The 19,349-nt window shown below is 33.9% G+C and carries 23 protein-coding genes; 7 read left to right on the forward strand and 16 right to left on the reverse strand.

What is annotated here, in order from left to right; all coding sequences use genetic code 11:
• Positions 1-62 precede the first annotated feature (62 nt).
• The 5 genes from AC0UBM_RS02500 to AC0UBM_RS02520 all read right to left on the reverse strand — a co-directional run bounded on the left by AC0UBM_RS02500 (position 63) and on the right by AC0UBM_RS02520 (position 4,803).
• The gene (locus tag AC0UBM_RS02500; protein ID WP_475687533.1) at positions 63-1,019 is read right to left on the reverse strand and encodes a YheT family hydrolase; all 957 of its coding nucleotides are present in this window, start codon (positions 1,017-1,019) and stop codon (positions 63-65) included.
• Positions 1,020-1,098: 79 nt separating this feature from the next.
• Positions 1,099-1,560: an SRPBCC family protein gene (locus AC0UBM_RS02505; protein ID WP_434036173.1), complete on the reverse strand. Its 462-nt coding sequence runs from the start codon at positions 1,558-1,560 to the stop codon at positions 1,099-1,101.
• A gap of 144 nt (positions 1,561-1,704) precedes the next feature.
• On the reverse strand, positions 1,705-3,930 hold the full coding sequence (locus tag AC0UBM_RS02510; RefSeq protein ID WP_475687534.1) for a TonB-dependent receptor: 2,226 nt from the start codon (positions 3,928-3,930) through the stop codon (positions 1,705-1,707).
• Positions 3,931-3,991: 61 nt separating this feature from the next.
• The gene (locus AC0UBM_RS02515) at positions 3,992-4,339 is read right to left on the reverse strand and encodes a hypothetical protein (protein WP_475687535.1); all 348 of its coding nucleotides are present in this window, start codon (positions 4,337-4,339) and stop codon (positions 3,992-3,994) included.
• Positions 4,340-4,407: 68 nt separating this feature from the next.
• Complete coding sequence (locus AC0UBM_RS02520) at positions 4,408-4,803, reverse strand: hypothetical protein (RefSeq protein WP_475687536.1); 396 nt, start codon at positions 4,801-4,803, stop codon at positions 4,408-4,410.
• Positions 4,804-4,854: 51 nt separating this feature from the next.
• Here AC0UBM_RS02520 and AC0UBM_RS02525 point away from each other — a divergent pair, with 51 nt between their 5' ends.
• On the forward strand, positions 4,855-4,983 hold the full coding sequence (locus AC0UBM_RS02525; RefSeq protein WP_414034702.1) for a hypothetical protein: 129 nt from the start codon (positions 4,855-4,857) through the stop codon (positions 4,981-4,983).
• A gap of 41 nt (positions 4,984-5,024) precedes the next feature.
• Here AC0UBM_RS02525 and AC0UBM_RS02530 read toward each other — a convergent pair whose 3' ends face one another.
• Positions 5,025-5,477 carry a hypothetical protein gene (locus AC0UBM_RS02530; protein ID WP_475687537.1) on the reverse strand — a complete coding sequence of 151 codons (453 nt, stop codon included), beginning with the start codon at positions 5,475-5,477 and terminating at the stop codon, positions 5,025-5,027.
• A 197-nt stretch (positions 5,478-5,674) separates the two neighbouring features.
• Between AC0UBM_RS02530 and AC0UBM_RS02535 the strand changes: the two genes are divergently transcribed.
• Both AC0UBM_RS02535 and AC0UBM_RS02540 read left to right on the forward strand, forming a co-directional pair.
• Positions 5,675-6,508: a hypothetical protein gene (locus AC0UBM_RS02535; RefSeq protein ID WP_475687538.1), complete on the forward strand. Its 834-nt coding sequence runs from the start codon at positions 5,675-5,677 to the stop codon at positions 6,506-6,508.
• Positions 6,509-6,553: 45 nt separating this feature from the next.
• Complete coding sequence (locus AC0UBM_RS02540) at positions 6,554-7,228, forward strand: haloacid dehalogenase type II (RefSeq protein WP_475687539.1); 675 nt, start codon at positions 6,554-6,556, stop codon at positions 7,226-7,228.
• 434 nt (positions 7,229-7,662) lie between these two features.
• On the opposite strand, the gene AC0UBM_RS02545 is transcribed toward AC0UBM_RS02540, so the two are convergent.
• From AC0UBM_RS02545 to AC0UBM_RS02565, 5 genes are all read right to left on the reverse strand, one after another.
• A complete protein-coding gene (locus tag AC0UBM_RS02545; protein WP_475687540.1) occupies positions 7,663-8,484 on the reverse strand; it encodes a sulfurtransferase in 822 nt (273 codons plus the stop codon).
• A gap of 60 nt (positions 8,485-8,544) precedes the next feature.
• Positions 8,545-10,041 (reverse strand): S10 family peptidase, encoded by a 1,497-nt coding sequence (locus AC0UBM_RS02550; RefSeq protein ID WP_475687541.1) that lies wholly within the window; start codon positions 10,039-10,041, stop codon positions 8,545-8,547.
• Positions 10,042-10,104: 63 nt separating this feature from the next.
• The gene (locus AC0UBM_RS02555; RefSeq protein WP_475687542.1) at positions 10,105-10,869 is read right to left on the reverse strand and encodes a TIGR02757 family protein; all 765 of its coding nucleotides are present in this window, start codon (positions 10,867-10,869) and stop codon (positions 10,105-10,107) included.
• Positions 10,866-11,447, reverse strand: a complete 582-nt coding sequence (locus tag AC0UBM_RS02560; protein ID WP_475687543.1) for a CPBP family intramembrane glutamic endopeptidase — start codon at positions 11,445-11,447, stop codon at positions 10,866-10,868. Before AC0UBM_RS02560 ends, AC0UBM_RS02555 begins: the two co-directional genes overlap by 4 nt.
• Positions 11,428-12,090, reverse strand: coding sequence for an ABC transporter ATP-binding protein (locus tag AC0UBM_RS02565; protein WP_475687544.1), 663 nt, complete (start codon positions 12,088-12,090; stop codon positions 11,428-11,430). The genes AC0UBM_RS02560 and AC0UBM_RS02565 overlap by 20 nt, the downstream gene beginning before the upstream one ends.
• 238 nt (positions 12,091-12,328) lie before the next feature.
• Here AC0UBM_RS02565 and folE point away from each other — a divergent pair, with 238 nt between their 5' ends.
• The gene (gene folE, locus AC0UBM_RS02570) at positions 12,329-12,925 is read left to right on the forward strand and encodes a GTP cyclohydrolase I FolE (protein WP_414035074.1); all 597 of its coding nucleotides are present in this window, start codon (positions 12,329-12,331) and stop codon (positions 12,923-12,925) included.
• A gap of 56 nt (positions 12,926-12,981) precedes the next feature.
• The gene (locus AC0UBM_RS02575) at positions 12,982-13,293 is read left to right on the forward strand and encodes a hypothetical protein (protein WP_414034692.1); all 312 of its coding nucleotides are present in this window, start codon (positions 12,982-12,984) and stop codon (positions 13,291-13,293) included.
• A gap of 39 nt (positions 13,294-13,332) precedes the next feature.
• On the opposite strand, the gene AC0UBM_RS02580 is transcribed toward AC0UBM_RS02575, so the two are convergent.
• The 5 genes from AC0UBM_RS02580 to AC0UBM_RS02600 form a co-directional block, all read right to left on the reverse strand.
• A complete protein-coding gene (locus AC0UBM_RS02580; RefSeq protein ID WP_475687545.1) occupies positions 13,333-15,612 on the reverse strand; it encodes a TonB-dependent receptor in 2,280 nt (759 codons plus the stop codon).
• Positions 15,613-15,670: 58 nt separating this feature from the next.
• Entirely contained in the window at positions 15,671-16,003 is a 333-nt protein-coding gene (locus AC0UBM_RS02585; protein ID WP_475687546.1) for a hypothetical protein, read from the reverse strand.
• 1 nt (position 16,004) lies between these two features.
• Positions 16,005-16,499, reverse strand: coding sequence for a DUF6787 family protein (locus AC0UBM_RS02590; RefSeq protein ID WP_414034689.1), 495 nt, complete (start codon positions 16,497-16,499; stop codon positions 16,005-16,007).
• Positions 16,500-16,524: 25 nt separating this feature from the next.
• Complete coding sequence (locus AC0UBM_RS02595) at positions 16,525-16,965, reverse strand: DUF6146 family protein (RefSeq protein WP_475687547.1); 441 nt, start codon at positions 16,963-16,965, stop codon at positions 16,525-16,527.
• Between the two features lie 118 nt (positions 16,966-17,083).
• Positions 17,084-17,728 carry a DUF937 domain-containing protein gene (locus AC0UBM_RS02600; protein WP_414034687.1) on the reverse strand — a complete coding sequence of 215 codons (645 nt, stop codon included), beginning with the start codon at positions 17,726-17,728 and terminating at the stop codon, positions 17,084-17,086.
• Between the two features lie 184 nt (positions 17,729-17,912).
• Here AC0UBM_RS02600 and kdsB point away from each other — a divergent pair, with 184 nt between their 5' ends.
• The gene (gene kdsB / locus AC0UBM_RS02605; RefSeq protein ID WP_434036158.1) at positions 17,913-18,641 is read left to right on the forward strand and encodes a 3-deoxy-manno-octulosonate cytidylyltransferase; all 729 of its coding nucleotides are present in this window, start codon (positions 17,913-17,915) and stop codon (positions 18,639-18,641) included.
• Positions 18,632-19,336 carry an HAD family hydrolase gene (locus AC0UBM_RS02610; RefSeq protein WP_434036157.1) on the forward strand — a complete coding sequence of 235 codons (705 nt, stop codon included), beginning with the start codon at positions 18,632-18,634 and terminating at the stop codon, positions 19,334-19,336. Before kdsB ends, AC0UBM_RS02610 begins: the two co-directional genes overlap by 10 nt.
• Positions 19,337-19,349: the final 13 nt, after the last annotated feature.

Consider the following 19,349-nt stretch of genomic DNA (forward strand, 5'->3'; position numbering starts at 1 on the left):
ACATCATACCTTATTTTATCGCTTGTGTCCGAGCTAGTCCATTGAATAATTTGAATTGATTACTATATGCTGTTGAAAAATTCTAAAGCTCGGATTTCTGCATAAGATTGTGATGAATGCTTTAAAGGAAAAGCACAATGACCACCATATTTAGGCATTTCTAAATAGACATAATCGCTATTTTTAGCTTGTGATATCGGGTAGCAGCGATCGCCTAAAAACGGATCGTCTAAAGCATTAAATATAAGTACGGGTGTCGAAATATTTTGTAATACAAATTCTGGTGAGACACGTTCGTAATAATCGTCTTTATCGATAAATCCGTGCATTGGCGCTGTGAAATAATCGTCTATTTCGTCGAAACTATGTAAAACGTTTATCTTATCAATATTCGCTAATTCTGGAAATTGTATTACTTTTTGCTTCAGCTTTTTTATTATTTCCTTTTTGAAATTATTTAAATACACTTTATTAAAACCCATTTTCAACGTCTCAGAGCAGGTTTTTATATGAGTAGGAGCAGACACGGCGACAGCGGCGGTTATTCGTGGATCTGTTTTGCCTTGACCTAAATAATTTAAAACTTGTGCACCACCCATAGAATATCCAATAAGGTAAACCGACTTCATTCCCTGACTAAAAGCAAATTGTACTACGGCCTCCAAGTCATCTACAGAACCATGATGATACATTTTTGGTAACCGGTTCATTCGTCCGCCACAGGTCCTGTTATTCCATGCAAATACCGAAAAATCTTGTGCAGCAAAATAATTTGCACAGCTATTATTATACGTTCTTCTAGAGTCGCCTTCTAAACCATGACATAAAATTACAGCTTTGTCTTGTCCCTTAATAACAAAATCGATATTCAGAAAATCGCCATCACTTAATTCTAAAGTTTCGGTAGCATATTTTGGTGGTGAAACCTGCTTTATTTTAGCGGCATAAATAGTAGAAAAATGGGGGTTTCTGTGAATTAATGACGGTGTGTTATATTTGGAGTTTTCAATGATGGGCATTTCAGTGGATACTATTTAATGGTGAAAATTTATAACGAGCTAAACGTGGTAATCGGTTTAAAATTGAAGCGGGTATTATTTATTTCCCGAATAATTCGTCTAGAACAGTGTTGCGGTATTTAAAAATTTCTTCGAGTTTACTTTTAATCATAATACTATTGGCAATAGTCCCAAGTAAGCCAAATGGTGGCTGATAGGTTACAATATCTTTCATTAAAGTGCCTCCTGCAGTTTCTTCTAAAAAATGCTGATGATGCCATAATTTATAAGGTCCCACCCGTTGTTCGTCTACAAAATATTGTTTGTGTTTGACGTGTGTAATCTCTGTAACCCACGTGGTTTTTATACCCAAAACAGGGGAGACTTTGTAGTTAATTATCATCCCTTCGTACATAGCGTCCGGTAAATTTTTAGTAGTAATATCGAATCCCATATAATCCGGTGTAATGGTTTTTAGATTCTTAGGATTCGAGATAAATTCCCATAAAACATCTACAGGTTGATTAAAAAATTGCTCGCGTTGAAATTGATAAACTCCCATTGGTTCGATTTTGTGTTAGTTCTGTGACGTATACAATATACCATTATGAAACGGATATAAAGATAAAAGAATAGCTGAAAATTAATTAATCTCCAGCTATTCTCGTGATGTTTTAACACCGATTTAAGTGTTCTAATTATAATGTTAGTTACTCGGGATTTTATAGCGCACACCCAAATAAAATTCTCTTCCCCGGGTTGGACCCCAAACTGAACTGGTGTCAAAATATTCACCAAACGGATCTTGCCAACTTAAAATGGGTTGTTCTTGTCTAAAATCGAAAATATTCTCGCAACCAGTGTACAATTCGACACGGTTTAAATTATAGGTAAATTGTGCATTTAATATAGCGTAATTTTCAGAGAAATCTGGTCGTCTATACACTTCAGGATTACTTTGGGTATCTGGTAAACGTTGCTCCCCGTACCAATGAAAATTTACATCCATTCTATATGTATTAGATATAGGCTTATACCCTAAATTGGTCACAACCTTATGTTTCGGATTAAATGGTAGTAATTCTTTTTCGCCATCTATTTCACGATAGACATCTAAATAACTGTAGCCTGTTTTAAATTCGAATTGCTCGTATATATTTAGCGATACTTCTGCCTGAAATACATTACTCACACTCTTCCCTCTAAAATTTTCTATAATAGCTTTTGTTGGATCGGTATCATAATCAGGGAAAATCTGATTTTTAAAATTGGTATGATAAAAATCCGCACTAAAGAATCCATTTAAGTTATTGGTTTCAAATTTTTGGGTGATATTGATTCCTGTATTTAATGCTTGTTCAGGTTCTAAGGCTTCATTAAAAACAATATCTCTGGAACTTACTAATAAACCAATGTTTTCACTAAATAAATTTACCGTACGCCAGCCAGTACCAACATTGGCACGGATAATAGTTTTCGGCGTCATGTCGTATTTTAGGAGTGTACGTGGTGTTACTTTGGTTCCAAATTCATTATGATTATCGACACGAATACCGGCAATCCACGTTAATTTATCATCGAATAATGTCATGGTGTTTTCTGCAAAAGCACCAATTATATTTTCATTTCTAAAATAATCACCATCATAAGTTCGGTTTAAAGCATTATAGGTAAAGGCAACATCCTCATCAATATCTAAATGTTTAAAACTTATTCCCGATTTTAAGGTATGTGCGCCATAATTAAATTCATGTTGCAGATTTGCAAAAACGTTTGTTTGCTCGGCGTCATATTTTACTGTTCCAAAATAAGAATTCTGATTCTGGTAAAAACTAGAGGCGTACAATACAAAATTGTGTTGGTCGTTCATTCTATAGCCCGTTTTAGTCCACACTTCCGGCTGATTAAAATTCACGGTTTGTCCGTAAATATCATGACTTCCCTTGTCGGTATCTGCATTAAAATTAGTTTGGCCACCAATACGCTGTTCGTTTACAAAGCGCAAACCAAGCTCACTATTCCAACCCCAATGTGCGTCATTACCATATTTTAAAGTATTAAAAACCATATAGCGGGTAAGTTTAGGTAAGTCTAAAAAGGTATCCTCATCTTTGTCGAATGCATTGGCGGGTTGCACAGTAGAAACTGCAGTAATATTGCTCCATTTTCCTTTTTTAAACGCATAATTGGCATTAAAATGTTTTTCTGAAAAACTATTTATATAGGCATTTAGCAGAAGCATATCGGTATGCACTGGATCCTTGGTTTCCACATTTATTTGGCCACTAATACTTTCAAAGCCTTGCAATACACTATTTGCGCCTTTAGAGATATAAATATTATCGACTAAAGTTCCCGGAACGCTACTAATACCGTAGGTGTAAGATAGACCTTGAATCATGGGGAAACCATTAATTAACACCTGATTATATACGCCTGAAAGTCCAAGTATACGAAGCTCTTTAGAATTTGTAATTACATTTGTAGTCTGCGCTTGCACGGTGGTTTGTGTTTCAAAACAACCTGCCAAATCGCAACAAGCGGCTTTTGCCAACTCGGTTTGTGTAAGCAACTCTGTTTTTATCGGACTTAAACTTGAGATAATAATACCTTCACGCTGACTCTTAATTACAACTTCGTCTAGAGATTCTGATGCTTCTAAAATGACATTAATTTCGGATTGATCGCTAATTTCTAGTACCTGAGAAACGTGTCCAACATAGCTCACAATCAGTGTTTTGTTTGAAATGTCTTTAGTGGTTAATTTATAGCGACCATTAATATCGGTGGTAATACCTATAGCTGTGTTTTTCCAATGTAAACTGGCACCAGCAAGTGGTTCGTTATTAGTGTTGGTGACTTTTCCTGAAATGTGTTGTGCCGACAAAACATAGGGGAACAGCAAACCAACAACGAATATGAATATTTTCATTGTTTGAATTTTAAAGTGAAACAAGCAAGGTGTAATTAATTTACACCTTGCCTACATGTAATTACTGTTTTACTTTATAAGGTCTGTCGTTTGGATCTTCGCAACCCGCTGTGTTTTGGATCGCTGTAAAAATATCTTGTTCGGATACTAATGCTGGATTAAATGCAATTTCGAACTGGGTTGTTGGTCCTGTTTTTCCAGGGACACAAGTATTTACACCTTCTAATTTTTGAACGTTGGCAGAGATTGTTTTTAAATCGCTAGAGCATGTTATCCCTTTTACTTTTGGAGAAATGGTTTTAGTCGATACTGTGATTTCTGTTTTTTCTTCTGGTGATTGTGCGAAAGTTACGGTTGTAGAAGCTAATGTAAATGTAATTGCTAATGCGAAAATATGTGATAATTTCATGTGTTCTGATATTTTGGTTTGTTTAAAAAGATTTAGAAGCGCTAGTGTGATTCGATAACTGTACTATCTTATGAAACAAACTGTGGCGGTTGCCAAAAATCAGAAATAAATTGTGAAGCTAAATACGATTGATATCCGAAAAATTGTTCGGTTGAAATACTAACATAAGGCTCTAATGAAAAAGGATAATGAAAACTTACCAATAGGCAAGAGCAACACGCTTTAAACGGATTGCAATTGTCGGTTTTACCATTGTTCTCTTGATGCTCTGTGTTTTCAATATTCGAAACACTGGCAGATGAAATTGAACAACATGGTTTCTGAACCTCAGAAGTTAGTAACAGCTCATCGTTCCCTGATTTAACCGAAAGCGATAAGACCATAAAGGCTAATATGTATGCTAAGAATTTCATTGCTTCACAAATATATAAATTCTGAAGTTGAATTGGTAAGGTCTTAAACAAATGTTTTACTTTTATGGTAGACTAATATGATATGATACAATGCAATACGTTATGGATATATATGATGAAATTGAAAAACTTAAAAAAGAAAATAAGTCGTTAAAACAAACAAACATGATACTAACCATTTTTGTAACTGCAACAGTGGTGATTATGATTTACAATAATTTTATAGCGTAGTCGTCCATACGCTTAATTACAAACATCTAAATTATTGAACACTAACGTTTTTGAGCATATGTGAATTTTTCAAACTTCTTTGGTAATTCGTTTGTAATTTCTAACTTGTTAGACGTTACTGTTGGTTTAATCATTATTACTTTTGTCTGATTATTAATTTCAACGGTATGTTCACTTTTCATATTTACAAAATCAATATGAAGCAATTTAAACTGATACGCCTTTGGTTTAAAATTTAGAATCGCATATTCGCTTGGTCTAATTTGTCCCAATGGGATATTATCAATCCAAACGTTTAATCTCGCGGTATTATCCGCAGTGTGTAAGATGTTGGCACCATTGTAAATAAGAACGTCTCCATCGCCTAATTCATCGAGGTTTACATCTTCAATATCTGTTTTTACAAAGGTGTATTCCGAAGTAATAGGTTTTAATCCGCAAGCATTAAACAAAGGTATTGCTAGTATTAAAAATAGAAGTTTCAGCGTTTTCATAAGAATATGGGAGTTTGGGCAAACATTTTATTTCTAATACAAACATATACAATTGTAGGTATAGTTTTTTGAGATATTATTGAAAATAAAAAAATCATTTTTGAAGGTTTAAAATCATTTTATAAATAGATGTAAGGAATTAGTTTGTAAAGCCACTAAACCCATTAATTTTGCACTAACACTTGAAAAAAAATAACATGAGAAACATTTTAGCAATTGGTATGATTTCCGTTTTTACTTTGGCATCTTGTAAGAATGAAAAGAAAGACGTACAACACGAAGTAACTGAGAAAGAGGTTATGGAAACGACGCCTGAATTTACAAATAAAGGGCATGAGTTGGTTTATAATATGACTCAGAAAGTAGGGGATTACAACAAACTGATGAGTAAAAATGATGTTGTTTATACTTACACCTACCAAACTCCAGATGGTAAAACCGATGTGACTACAGAAAAGTATATGTTTAATGGGGAGTTATCTTACGGAAAGTATACCAAACACGAAAGATCACTGGCAGAATTAGAAGGTACTATTGAACAAGGTTACGACGGTAACGAATACTGGTTAAAACATGAAGGTAAAGTATTAACAGATTCCATGTATTTAAAGCGCGTTGCATTTAATAGACCTACAAATTTTTACTGGTTTACAATGATGCCGAAATTAATGGATCCAGGCGTGATTTATGAGCACGTAAAAGAACAAACTGTTGCTGGCGTGGATTACGATGTTGTAAAAGTAACATTCGAGTCTCCCGACGGGAAGCCAAAAGATATTTACCAATTATACATTAATAAAGAGACTACATTGGTAGATCAGTTTCTGTTTACTGTTATGGATTTTGGAAAATCGGATCCGTTATTAATGGAACTAGAATACGAAAATATCGATGGTTTATTATTGCCTACAAAACGTAGATACAAAGCATCTAATTGGGATGCCGAAGTAACCGATGGGCCATGGATATTAGTGAATTGGACAGACATTACATTTAATAACGGTTTAACTAAAGCCGATTTTACAAAATAGAAATACCGTTAAAGCTTGCCATTTTAATCTTAAAATATAAACCTTATGAAAAAAGCAGTATTCTTTGATATGAACGAAACCTTATTAAATTTAAGTGTGCTTAAAACTGAATTTGATAAGCATTTCGATGACGTTTTTGTGCTTAAATATTGGTTTACAAAATTACTTCACAGTTCTACCGTAATGGGAACTATGGATACGTATAGGAATTTTGGAGAGTTGGCCGATGTGGCTTTAGAAAATTTGTTTTTCGAAACCAATACACATTTATCTTCCGAGGTTAAAACAGAAATTCTAGGAGCGTTTAAAAAGTTACCAGCTTATAATGATGTTATTCCCGCAGTAAAAAAACTTAGGGAACATAATATTCGGGTTATAGCAGTGTCTAATTCATCTTTAGAGATGATAAAGGAACAGTTAACAAATGCAGGCATTATTGAATATTTTGACTCGTATTATTCTGTAGACGATGTGAAGAAGTACAAACCTTTTAAGGATATCTATATCTCGGTAGCAGAGAAAGAAGGTTTACAGCTTAAAGATATTGTGATGGTTGCGACTCACGATTGGGATTTATTCGGAGCTAAAAAAGTAGGATTATCAACGGCTTATATTAAAAGGAAGAAAGAAATTTATCATCCGTTTTATTTGCAAGCAGATTTAAAATCTGATGATTTAAATGATTTGATGGAACAAATCATCACGATGAAATCAAATTAGAACTTTTTTTAATAGAATGATAAGTATAGAAGAACAGTGTTGTAAAACACTGTTCTTTTTTGTTTATAACATCGATTTAATTAATGTCTCATATCTAGATGTATCCATTGAAGCAAAAAATTAAATAGACTTTCCCAATCTATAATACCCCACAGCAAAGGAATAACAAAGAATAAACTTACTACATAAACAGACCAGTTATTATCCTTCTTAGACCACCGTTTAATAAGTTGATAAAGTAGAAAATAGTAAATAAATAAAATGCCAAAAAGGAATCCGAATAAGAGTACCAAGTCACCAAAGAATGCAGAGATAAGTATTAAAACCCCTAAACTATAAAGTATAACTTTAGTAAATTGTTTTAAAATGATCATTAAAAATATGAGTGATTATGTTTAAATGTTTGTTTCTGTTAAGAGGGAAACGATTTGTTTTTATTCCGTTTTAACTTTATCACCCCATTCGGTCCACGACCCATCATAGACCGCTTTTTTGTTTTTTAATATGCCTTCGGAAGCCAAATACATAACACAAGCTGTTATGCCCGAACCACAACTAAAAACAATAGGTCGGTCTTCATCTTTGAGAGGTTTAAAAAGTTGTTTTAGATGGTTTTCACTTTCAAATTTTCCGTTATTAAGTACCTTTGTATAGGGTATATTGATGGAATTATCAATTTGTCCGCTTCTAAGTCCTTCGCGAGGTTCTTTTACCAATCCGTTAAATCGGTCTTCAGAACGCACATCAACAACAAGTTCTTTTTTAGTGGTTAAGTTATTAAAGACGTCATCGAATCTTCTTACGATTTCAGGATTTAAATTGGCTTTAAAATTTCCTTCTGAGTAATTGCTTTCAGTTTTTGTTTCTGTAGGAAATCCTTTAGAAATCCATTCTGGTAAGCCTCCATTTAAAACAAACACTTCCTGATGTCCCATAGATTTAAATAACCACCAAACCCGCGGACTAGAATAAATACCGTTGGCATCGTAAACCACAATTGTACTATTCGCATTAATACCTAATGCTTGTGCTTCTTCTTCAAATTGAGAAGGAGAAGGATATGCTGTAGGAAACGGATCGCTTAAATCGCTAAACTTAAATTTAAGATCGAAATACCGCGCATTTTTAATCTGAATATTTTGAATGTCTAAAGGTTGTTTTAAAAGCTGATTCTTCAGCGTGCAATCTAAAATAATTACATTTTCAGTATTCAATTTATCATTCAACCAAGAGGCCGATACTATGGATGGATTCATATTTTGCATTAATTTATTTCTGAATAATGAGATTGTCTTGAGTTTAAATATACCAATAATTTAGTCTCTGGTGTATTTTGCTGCTTTTCCTTTGCTAGAGGCCTGTTCTATAAATTCACGAATATCGTCGTTTGCAGATATTAAATCATCTTTTCTAAGATACATCATGTGGCCACTTCTATAGCCTTTAAATGTAAAACGGTCTTTTAATTTACCACTAGGGTCTATTTGTCCCATAGTGTACTTAGCTGCAAAATATGTTGTTGCACCGTCGTAATATCCAGACTGAATAAGCACTTTTAAATATGGGTTTTCGGCCATAGCTTGTCTTAAATCATCTCTCACATTATCATTTCTTTTGTCCCAAGGATGTACGTTTCCAAACATATTATATTTGATATCTGTTTTAAAATTTAAGTGTTCCCTGATGTAGTAGTTTATTGCGGGAGTAAAAGAATGCGACCAAGAACTAATTTCTGCATTATAATCTGGAGAATTTCCTGATTCTGTTTTGTCAATTCCTAAATATCTAGAATCTAAACGGCCGATAGTCTGACCAGATTTATCACGTAATAAGGCTTTCCAAAAATAAGAGGTTGGCACATCTAAATTATATTGTATTACTTCCTTTTCTGTTAATCCAGAGAAATGCGCCACTTGTTTTGCAACCTCTTGTTTTTCTGTTTCAGAAATAAAACCGCCTTTTGCTATGGCTGGCATCAGGTTATTAATAGCATAACTTTCAACTTCAGGTAAAAGGTCTAATAAATCTTTTTGCTGTAATTCTGGAGGTAACACTTTGTGGTACCACGCTGTAGCTGCGTAATATGGCAAGTTTAATGCAGAATATACCGGTTGCCCAGTGCTATATAATTTATAATCTGCTGGCGATACCATAATCACACCATTTAAATACATCCATTGGCGAGATTGTAATTCGTTTGCTAAGCCCATAACTCGGGTTCCTCCATAGCTTTCTCCAATAAGATATTTAGGAGATTCCCAACGGTTTTTACGGGTTACAAAAGTATTTACCCATTCGGCTAAGTATTTAATATCGGCATTTATACCAAAAAAGTTATCACGCTCAGGAAGTTTTCCTTCTTTATTTGCTACCATTCTGGAATATCCTGTATTTACAGGATTTACATATACTATATCTGCAATGTCTATAATAGAATTAGGATTGTCTTTTACACCATAAGGTTGCACAGGATAGCCTTCGTCGTCCAGATTTAAAACCTTAGGACCAGTATAGGCAATATGCATCCATACCGATGCAGAACCCGGTCCGCCGTTAAAAGAAATAAGCAGTGGTCTGTTGGCCTTATCTTTAACATTAGTGCGCTCGTAATAGGTATAATATAGGGTTGCCATAGGATCTCCTTTTTTATCCCAAACGGGTTGAGTTCCGGTAGTTGCTGTGTAGGTAATACTTTTATTTTTAATGGATGTTGTATGTGTTGTAACAACCAGTGTATCAATTGGAATTTTACGAGATTGCGAAAAAGCACATAGTGTAAATAGCATTAAAATAAGGGAGTAAACGTGTTTCATGAAAATTATTTTTTTTTTGAAGTTGAATAATAATATAAGTTTATAAATATAATAAAATGGAGGTTAAAACCCTTCGAACACACCAAGTCCAAATAGGGCGAAATCGTATTTTACAGGATCAGTTTTATCCAGTTTGCGTAAGGCTAAATCCAATTCATTTAGTGCTTTGCCGTCGTTTTGCTTTCTAGATAATAATTTTAGTTTACGAGCGACATTGCCTGAGTGCACATCTAACGGACATGATAATTGAGCAGGCGAGAGGGTATTCCAAATACCAAAATCTACCCCAGTATTGTCGTTTCTTACCATCCACCTTAGAAACATATTAATACGCTTTGCAGCAGAATTCTTCATCGGATCACTAATATGCTTTTGTGTGCGCTGTAAATGTTCCGCTTCGAAAAATACCTTTTTAAACTGATGGATTGCCGGTTGTAAAGAATCTGTGTCTGCGTGTTTTGCAAAGAGTGCTTCTAAACCGTAATGATTGGTGTAAATGTGTTTTAAACTGGTAATGAATTGTGCAAAATCGGCTCCGTTAAACGTGCGATGAACAAAAGCATTTAAGGTGTCTAAATCCGTTTCGGAATGATTCATTACAAAATCGTAAGGTGAATGGTCTAGTAACTCCATCATACGATTTGCATTTTTAATAATGCTTTTTCGATTGCCCCAAGATATTGTAGCAGTTAAAAATCCAGAGATTTCTATATCTTCTTTCAGTGTAAATTGATGTGGGATTTGTATCGGGTCGCTTTCAATAAAATTAGGGTTATTGTATTCAATTACTTTGGAATCTAGGAAATCTTTTAATTCAGTTTTTGTCATAAATCTGTCATGAATAAAACGGCAGGAATAATTAAAATACCGTTGTAAATGGCGTGGAATAATATGGAATATATCAAGCCGTATTGTATTCGAATGACTCCTAGAAGGAGTCCGATTACTATTTGAGGTCCCACTAAAATTGGAGCTAATATTAAAACATTTCTGGTGATTTCGAAATTTGTAATATGTATAAGACCAAACGTTATAGCGAAAAAGTAAAAAACGTAGATAAAATATTTAGTATGGAATAAGGTAATTGGACCTCTAAAAAATAATTCCTCTAAAATAGGAGCAACCACAACACCAAGTAGCACTATAACGTAAGGCGGATAATCTTCGAATAGCTTTGTAGACGCGTGATCTTCAAAACTAACGTAACCCATCGCTTCAATTATGGAGAAAACAATGGTAAAGCAAAAATTAATTATAAAGGCTATAATAAGTGCCGATATAAATACTTTTGCCTTAGAGAATCCAATAAAAAGATTTTTATCTTCTAAATTGGGTGCCTTTAAAAACGATATAAAACGTTTTATAATACTGCCAAATTTCTCTATTTTAGATTGTAATATCTCCATCTACCATAACTAGTTTTCTGTCGGCTAAATTGGCTAATTCTTCATTATGAGTAACGATAACAAAAGTTTGCCCGAATTGTTCGCGTAATTTAAGAAATAGGCTGTGTAACTGCTCTGCAGATTCACTATCTAAATTTCCAGAAGGTTCGTCGGCAAAGATTAAACTCGGATTATTTATTAAAGCTCGAGCTACTGCAACACGTTGTTGTTCTCCACCCGAAAGTTCATTAGGTTTATGATTGTAACGATGCGATAATCCCAAAAAGTCTAATAATTCCTTCGCTCTAGGTTCTGCTTCACTTGGGTTACTTCCTTTAATATAAGCCGGAATACACACGTTTTCTAAGGCCGTAAATTCTGGTAATAGTTGATGAAATTGAAAGATAAAACCAATATGTTCATTTCTGAATTTAGCAAGTCCTTTTTCCGATAAATCTTGAATGTTAACACCGTTGATAACGAGTTCGCAAGCTTCTGTTTTCGAAGGAGAATCTAAGGTGCCTAGAATTTGAATTAAAGTGGTTTTTCCTGCTCCAGAAGCGCCAACTATTGAAACAATTTCTCCTTTTTTTATATGAAGATTTACACCTTTTAGAACATGAAAATCGTCGTAATATTTATGAATGTTTTTAGCTTGAATCATGCATTGTAATTAAGCTGATTAAAGTAATACTTTAAAAACGAACTCACAAAAATTTAATAGATTTTGATTTATACGGATTTGGTATTACTGCCTAATGTGTTGCGGTAGAACTAAAAGGAATGAAGTACTACTTTACACATGTACAGCGCGGATACCTTCTTACGAATTTTGTAAATGCTCTATTTTAGAACTGTAAAGATTAAAATCTCTACCTTTGATATCTCAAAATAAAACAGCGATGCCATATAAACATTACGAAGAGTATAATTTAGAAACGACAGATCGTATAAAAGCACAATACGAATCTATTATTGATGATATTGGGGAGGATGTGTCTCGCGAAGGCTTACAAAAAACGCCCGAACGTGCCTCTAAAGCCATGCAGTTTTTAACTCAAGGATATGATTTAGATGCCGCTGAAATTTTAAAAAGTGCGATGTTTAAAGAGTCGTATAATGAGATGGTAATTGTAAAAAACATTGAATTATATTCCCTTTGCGAACACCATATGTTACCGTTTTTTGGAAAAGCGCACATTGCTTACATTCCTAACGGTCATATTGTAGGATTAAGTAAATTACCTAGAATTGTAGATGTTTTTGCAAGACGTTTGCAAGTGCAAGAACGCTTAACCAAACAGATTTTAGATTGTATAAACGATACCTTGAAACCTCAAGGCGTAGCAGTGGTTATTGAAGCTAGCCATATGTGTATGATGATGCGTGGTGTACAAAAACAAAACTCGGTTACTACAACATCTGGTTTTCGTGGACAATTTGAAAAAATTGAAACGCGGAATGAATTCTTAAAGTTGATAAGTGCAGATTTGTCATAAAACATATTTGGTATGTTTCTTGCAATTAAGGAGTTACATAACATTAAACGATATTTATGTCAAGAACTAAAAATTATAAAAAATTAGCCCTGTCTTTACTACTAGATGGCGTAGGGTTTTTAAGTTTTGTTTTTCCTGGGATTGGAGAATTTACAGATATTATCTGGGCTCCAATTTCGGCATATATCATGACTAAATTATATAAAGGGCAGCAAGGTAAAATCGCAGCAGGGATTTCGTTTTTAGAGGAAGCCATGCCAGGATTGGATGTTGTACCAACATTTACTCTCATGTGGTTTTATACCTATGTATTTAGTTCTAATAAAGATAATGCCAAAACGATAAAATCAAAAAAGTCCCTAATTTAAGGGACTTTTCTATTGATAATTCTTAATGCGTTTTTAAGGCTATATTTTATACGTTAAGCCTACACTAATATTTCGTCCTATATTATAAATACCATCAGATTTTAATCTAGATAAGTGATTAATATATTGTTTATTGGTTAAGTTACTTCCTGTAATACTAACATTTAAAGTGTTATTAAACACTTGAAAATCGCCTCCAAAACCTGTACTTAAAAGATTATACCCGTTGGTATGAGTTTCAAATGCACTTACTTGTTTTTGTGCTAAAGTTGAACTTAGTTTTACAAAAGCAAACCCTTTTTTAATCCAGTTGTTTTCAAACTCTACTCGGATTGTGTTTTTAAAGTTGTTAGCAGGAATTAAAGGTAAATAATCTCCCGTATCTTGTTTTCCTGTAACCGTTTCAAAACTACTTTCAAAATGTAACCAATGTATAGGGTGCGGATGATAATGAATCCCAACTTCTCCACCGTATAATGCCGCATCGTCCTGAAGGTATAAGTAAACGGGATCGTCGTTTATCAACTCGCCATTCGGAGATAGGTATATGTAATTATTTACTTTGTTGTAAAATCCGTTTACAAATACTTCAATGTGTCTGTTTTTATATTCTAAAGCTAAATCTGTCTGGATGTTTTGTTCGGTTTCTAAATTAGCATCTCCAATTTCAAAACGATTTGTACCTTCGTGCGAACCATAAGATGTAAGTTCGGCAAGGTTTGGTGCTCTAAAACCAGTTGCAACATTTAAACGCAAGGAAGTGTTGTTTGCAATATTTGTCTTTACACCAGCAGCACCGTTAAAACTGTTATATGTTTTATCTAAATCATTTTCGCTAGATATCGTTCTATTGTCAAATCGTGCTCCTAATTGTATATCCATTTTATCGAAATGAATATGAGACATGGCTAAAATACCAATATCATTAGTAGTCGCATTTGGTATCAAAGTTTCTTCGCCGTAATTGGTATTGGTCTGATTCATACCTTGAGCACCAACAATGGTTTCGAACTTTCCTAAAACAGGCATATGGTATTTTACATCGTAATTAAATGTCTTTAATTTCATGTGAAGTGCAGGATGTAAGTCCTCTAGATCGTCGTGGTCGTCATGATCGTCGTGATCATCTAATACATCATCTGTATCGTGATCGTCATGATCATCATGGTCGTGTTCATCGGCATGGTCGTCGTGATCATGTTCTTCCTCAAATTCTTTCCTATCGTTATATAAATACCCTAGAGTAATGTCTAAACTAGAATCTCTAAAAAAGATATTAGATTTAGAACTAAAAATATGATTTGTGATTTGTTGGTAAGGTAATAGTGGCGATTTGTTTGTAGACTGCGCTCCAATACCTTCTGGAATTCCTAATTTAGAATCGTTTAAATTGTATCTAAATTCGGTTTTAAAGTGGGTGTCTTGGTATCCGAAACCCGCTTTTAAATCTTTTTCTTTAAATCGAGTGTTGGTTACGCGGTAATCTTTAGTATCGTAATCGGCATGTTCTGCTAGACTACCACGGATTAAAAATTTAAATCCGTTACCAGATGTTTTATACCCTACGTTAGAGCTTATTCCTTGAGTGTTTCCGTAATATGTAGCACCAAAATCACCATGAGTTTCATCTTGATTTGCAAAACGTTCAGGATTTAAATACAACACACCACCTAAAGCATCGCTCCCATAGAGTAGGGAAGCTGGACCTTTAATAACTTCTACACTTTCAATTCCGGCATCGCTTACACCTAAACCATGTTCGTCTCCAAACTGCTGATTTTCTAAACGTACGCCTTGTGTGTAAACTAAAACACGGTTAGAACTAAGTCCGCGAATTACAGGCTTTCCAATACTCATTCCTGTAGTTATACTTTCTACACCTGGAATATTGGTTATGCCTTCTGCAAGAGTTACGGCACCACTAGCTTTTAAATCGGAAATTTTTGCGTGTTCTACTTTCATCACATTATCGCGCTGTAATTTATGAAATGGTGTAGACACAATCACTTCTTCCATTTCTGTAACCGATGTGTTTAGTGTAACTTGCAATGTACCAGTATAAGGTACTGTAATATTTTTAGAAAAGGTTTCGTAGCCCAGAGACGAACACACTAATTTATAAGTTCCCGCTGGGAGGTTTTCAATTTTAAAATTTCCATTTTCGTCTGAAATACCACCTTTTTCAAGTTGGGGGAAATAAACGTCGGCATACGGAATTGAAGTTTTGGTCGCGTCTTCAGTAACTCGACCTTGTATTATATTTTGTGCTACAACAGGAGAAGCAATAAAACATAATAACATAATTAAGAATAATCTCATTGTTGTTATATTTAAAATAAGTTAAAACACTGATGGTTATTTGTTTGTCAGTCTGTGTTTAAATATAACTAGGAGGTCCTCGTAAGGAGAAATGACGTAATTGAAACGTACTTGAGAAGTAATATTGAGATGTAATTAATTCGTGATTTTCTTCAACAAAAGGAATGTCTTCAAAAATTACAGGAATTGTAAAATGATGATTTAATTGAAATTTATAGAACTCACAATCTATATCTGCCGTGTGTAAATGTGTTTGGTGTTCGCCATGGCAGACTTCACGTTTATGTACTTCAAACACATGCGTAAACTTCACAAAAGAAGGTGTTAGCAAGGTAATTACTATAAAAAATGTGAAAAGTTTAAAAACGATATGTTTTTTTACGTTTTGCATATTAATCTACAAACCGTTTTAATCCAAAACGGCGTAGCATTTTCTTTTCAAATTTCCAGAAAAATTCAAACTGACCGAAAAGCCATCCGAAGAAAACCAATAGAATCTGATAAAAAATAATTCCTACAAGTATGTATAGTGTCCAGTATAAAAACGGACTTAAATTATCTTTGGTAATGCCTAGCCACTTAATAATTGGGCGACCGATAAATAAAGATGAAGATCCAGTAACGGCAAACACCATGAATACACGAATCATTTCCCATTTATAATCTAAAACCCATTTATTTTCTAACTTTTTAAATAGAAATAAGAAGAATTTTAAAAGTACATAAGTGAGTAGTGCTGTGCCTAAAACTAGCAGCATACTGTTTGTATCCCCGAAAATTAATCGAGAAATTTTAAAGGCACTATATATTAGAATTAGAAATCCAGTAATTGGAAAGACAAATTGCCAATTTTTCTCGATATCCCAATGTTGTTTAAATTTTTCCATAAATCATTGCAGCTGCAAATATATATTAAATTCTAGGAAAAGCGCCAGACAATTTCTGATTGTATTTTAACTGAAAATAAATGAAATAATTATACATTTTGTAATTCACTTCGTAGCCGTAATCTATATCTGGTCTATAATCTATAGTTAATTCGTATAAATTAGGATCGTACCGAGATGGCATTCGTACTCTATTATTCCATTCTACAACATAAATATAATTTTTAGATTCTAAATACTGTTGTGAATAATAACCCTCGGGTTTGGCTGTGCTTAATAGCCAACTATTAAATCCGGGTTCTATAATAATGACTTCGTATTCTAGGCTGTCATTTTCAATTCTAAGGGTATCATTCTCCGAAATATTTACTTCGGATGGAGTAGAAGAAGTCGCCTTATTGGTTTTAGTGGCATTACATCCAATACAACACAGACTTATTATAATAACAAAATATAGCGCTTTCATAGTTTCATGCATTTTATTAAAATTACAATTTTTAGTTCAGACATAAAAGTATGCGATGTTAAGACACAAAAAAGCCAAGTAATTTAATACTTGGCTTTTAATGTATATGTTGGAGTTTCTATTTAAGCAAATCGCCTAACATGCCACCAAGACCACCATTGTCTTTAGAGCTTGTTTTTCCATCTAAAAACATACCAGCAACATCGTCTACGATACTACCATCACCATCTGCATCTAATATAGATTCTAGAAAACTTTGTTCTTGTTGTGGCGAATTCCCTTGAACTAATCCACCTAGCATACTTCCTAAATCACTTGAATTTGTAACGTTATTCTGGCGTTTTTGTTGACCTAAATATCCCATAATAAGCGGAGTGGCCATTTTTAGAATTTGAGAAACGGTTCCCGCATCAATTCCTGATTTCTGACTTAAAGCGTTTTCTACATTGGCTTGTTTCGTACCTAATACACTGTTTAAAACCTGACTACCTTCATTAATTTCACTTGCGTCTACACCACCATTAAAGTAACCTTCTAAGTTATCTAAAATACTGCCGTCATGTTTGTCGTTTAATGCATTTAATATACTATCGGCTCCTTCTGGAGAGGCCGTAGCATTTCTATTCATTGCTTGCATTAGCACGGGTAGTGCCATAGTTAGTAAATCTCCTGTTTTGTTGGTGTCCTGACCTGTTTGACCAGCAAGGTTGCTAACAAGACCTTTTCCTAAGTCACTGTTTAATAAATCTAATATACCAGACATGATTTTGTTTTTTTTTAATTAAAATTTTAAGGAAGATACAAAAAATGGATATAATTTATGTGTGCCATTATATTTTATTTAAAAGAAGGTCGTTTAGAATGCAGTCTTATAAAAAGTTTAGGAGAAAGCACACCAATTTTGTTCTATAAATGTCCTATTTTTGAAACTGACTTAGTTTTATTATATGAAGATAATTTCAATGATTCCTGCGCGATATAGCGCGTCCCGATTTCCAGGGAAGTTAATGCAAGATTTAGGCGGAAAAACAGTAATCTTGCGAACTTACGAAGCGACTGTGGCTACTCATTTATTCGACGATGTTATTGTGGTTACAGATAGCGATATTATCTATAAGGAAATTATAGATAATGGCGGTAAGGCCATAATGAGTATTAAAGAACACGAATGTGGTAGTGATCGTATTGCTGAAGCTGTTGCCGATTTAGACATAGACATTGTGGTTAATGTTCAAGGAGACGAACCTTTTACAGATGTAGAATCGTTACGTAAATTAATAGAAGTCTTTAAAGATGATGCCGAAAAACAAATCGATTTGGCTTCATTAATGGTACACATTACAGAGCAGGACGAAATTAATAATCCAAATACTGTTAAGGTTATTGTCGATAATTTTAACTTCGCTTTGTACTTTTCTAGAAGTCCAATTCCTTATCCGCGAGACAAAGATGTTGGTGCTAAATATTTTAAACATAAAGGCGTTTATGCCTTTAGAAAGGATGCCATTTTAGATTTTTATAAGTTGCCAATGAAGCCTTTAGAAGCTTCAGAGAAAATTGAATGTATCCGGTATTTAGAATACGGCAAGCGCATTAAAATGGTAGAAACAGATGTTCAGGGGGTAGAAATTGATACGCCAGAAGATTTAGAACGTGCTAAAAAATTATGGAAATAGATTACAGTAACATTAAAGTTATAGGTTTTGATGCCGATGATACGCTTTGGGTTAACGAAACCTATTTTAGAGATGCCGAAGACGCATTTGGTAAGTTGTTATCTAAGTACGAAACCAAAAACCAAATCGATCAGGAGTTATTTAAAATGGAGCTTAAAAACTTACCAATTTATGGGTATGGTATAAAAGGTTTCGTGCTATCTATGGTTGAGTTGGCTTTAGAATTATCTAATAACACCGTTTCAAATACCACTATACAAGCCATTTTAGATATTGGAAAAGACATGATTAGTAAGCCTGTCGAGTTGTTAGACGGCGTAGAATCTGTGCTAAAGACACTATCAGAATCGTATCGCTTAATTGTAATCACTAAAGGCGATTTATTAGATCAGGAACGCAAGTTAAAGCAATCTGGATTACTTCATTATTTCCATCATATCGAGGTGGTTAGCGATAAAAAAGAAGAAAACTATTCAAATTTATTGAATCACTTGGATATTAAACCAAGCGAGTTTTTAATGATTGGAAATTCGTTAAAATCGGATGTACTACCATTAATAAATCTCAAAGCACAGGCCGTTCATGTTCCATTTCATACCACATGGATTCATGAACAGGTTACAGAACAAGAAACAAACGGTAAAGCCTATAAAACGGTACAGCAATTATCGGATTTGTTGCCGTTTTTAAAATAAGATAAACATACAT

This window comes from Formosa sp. F44 (genome assembly GCF_056238645.1).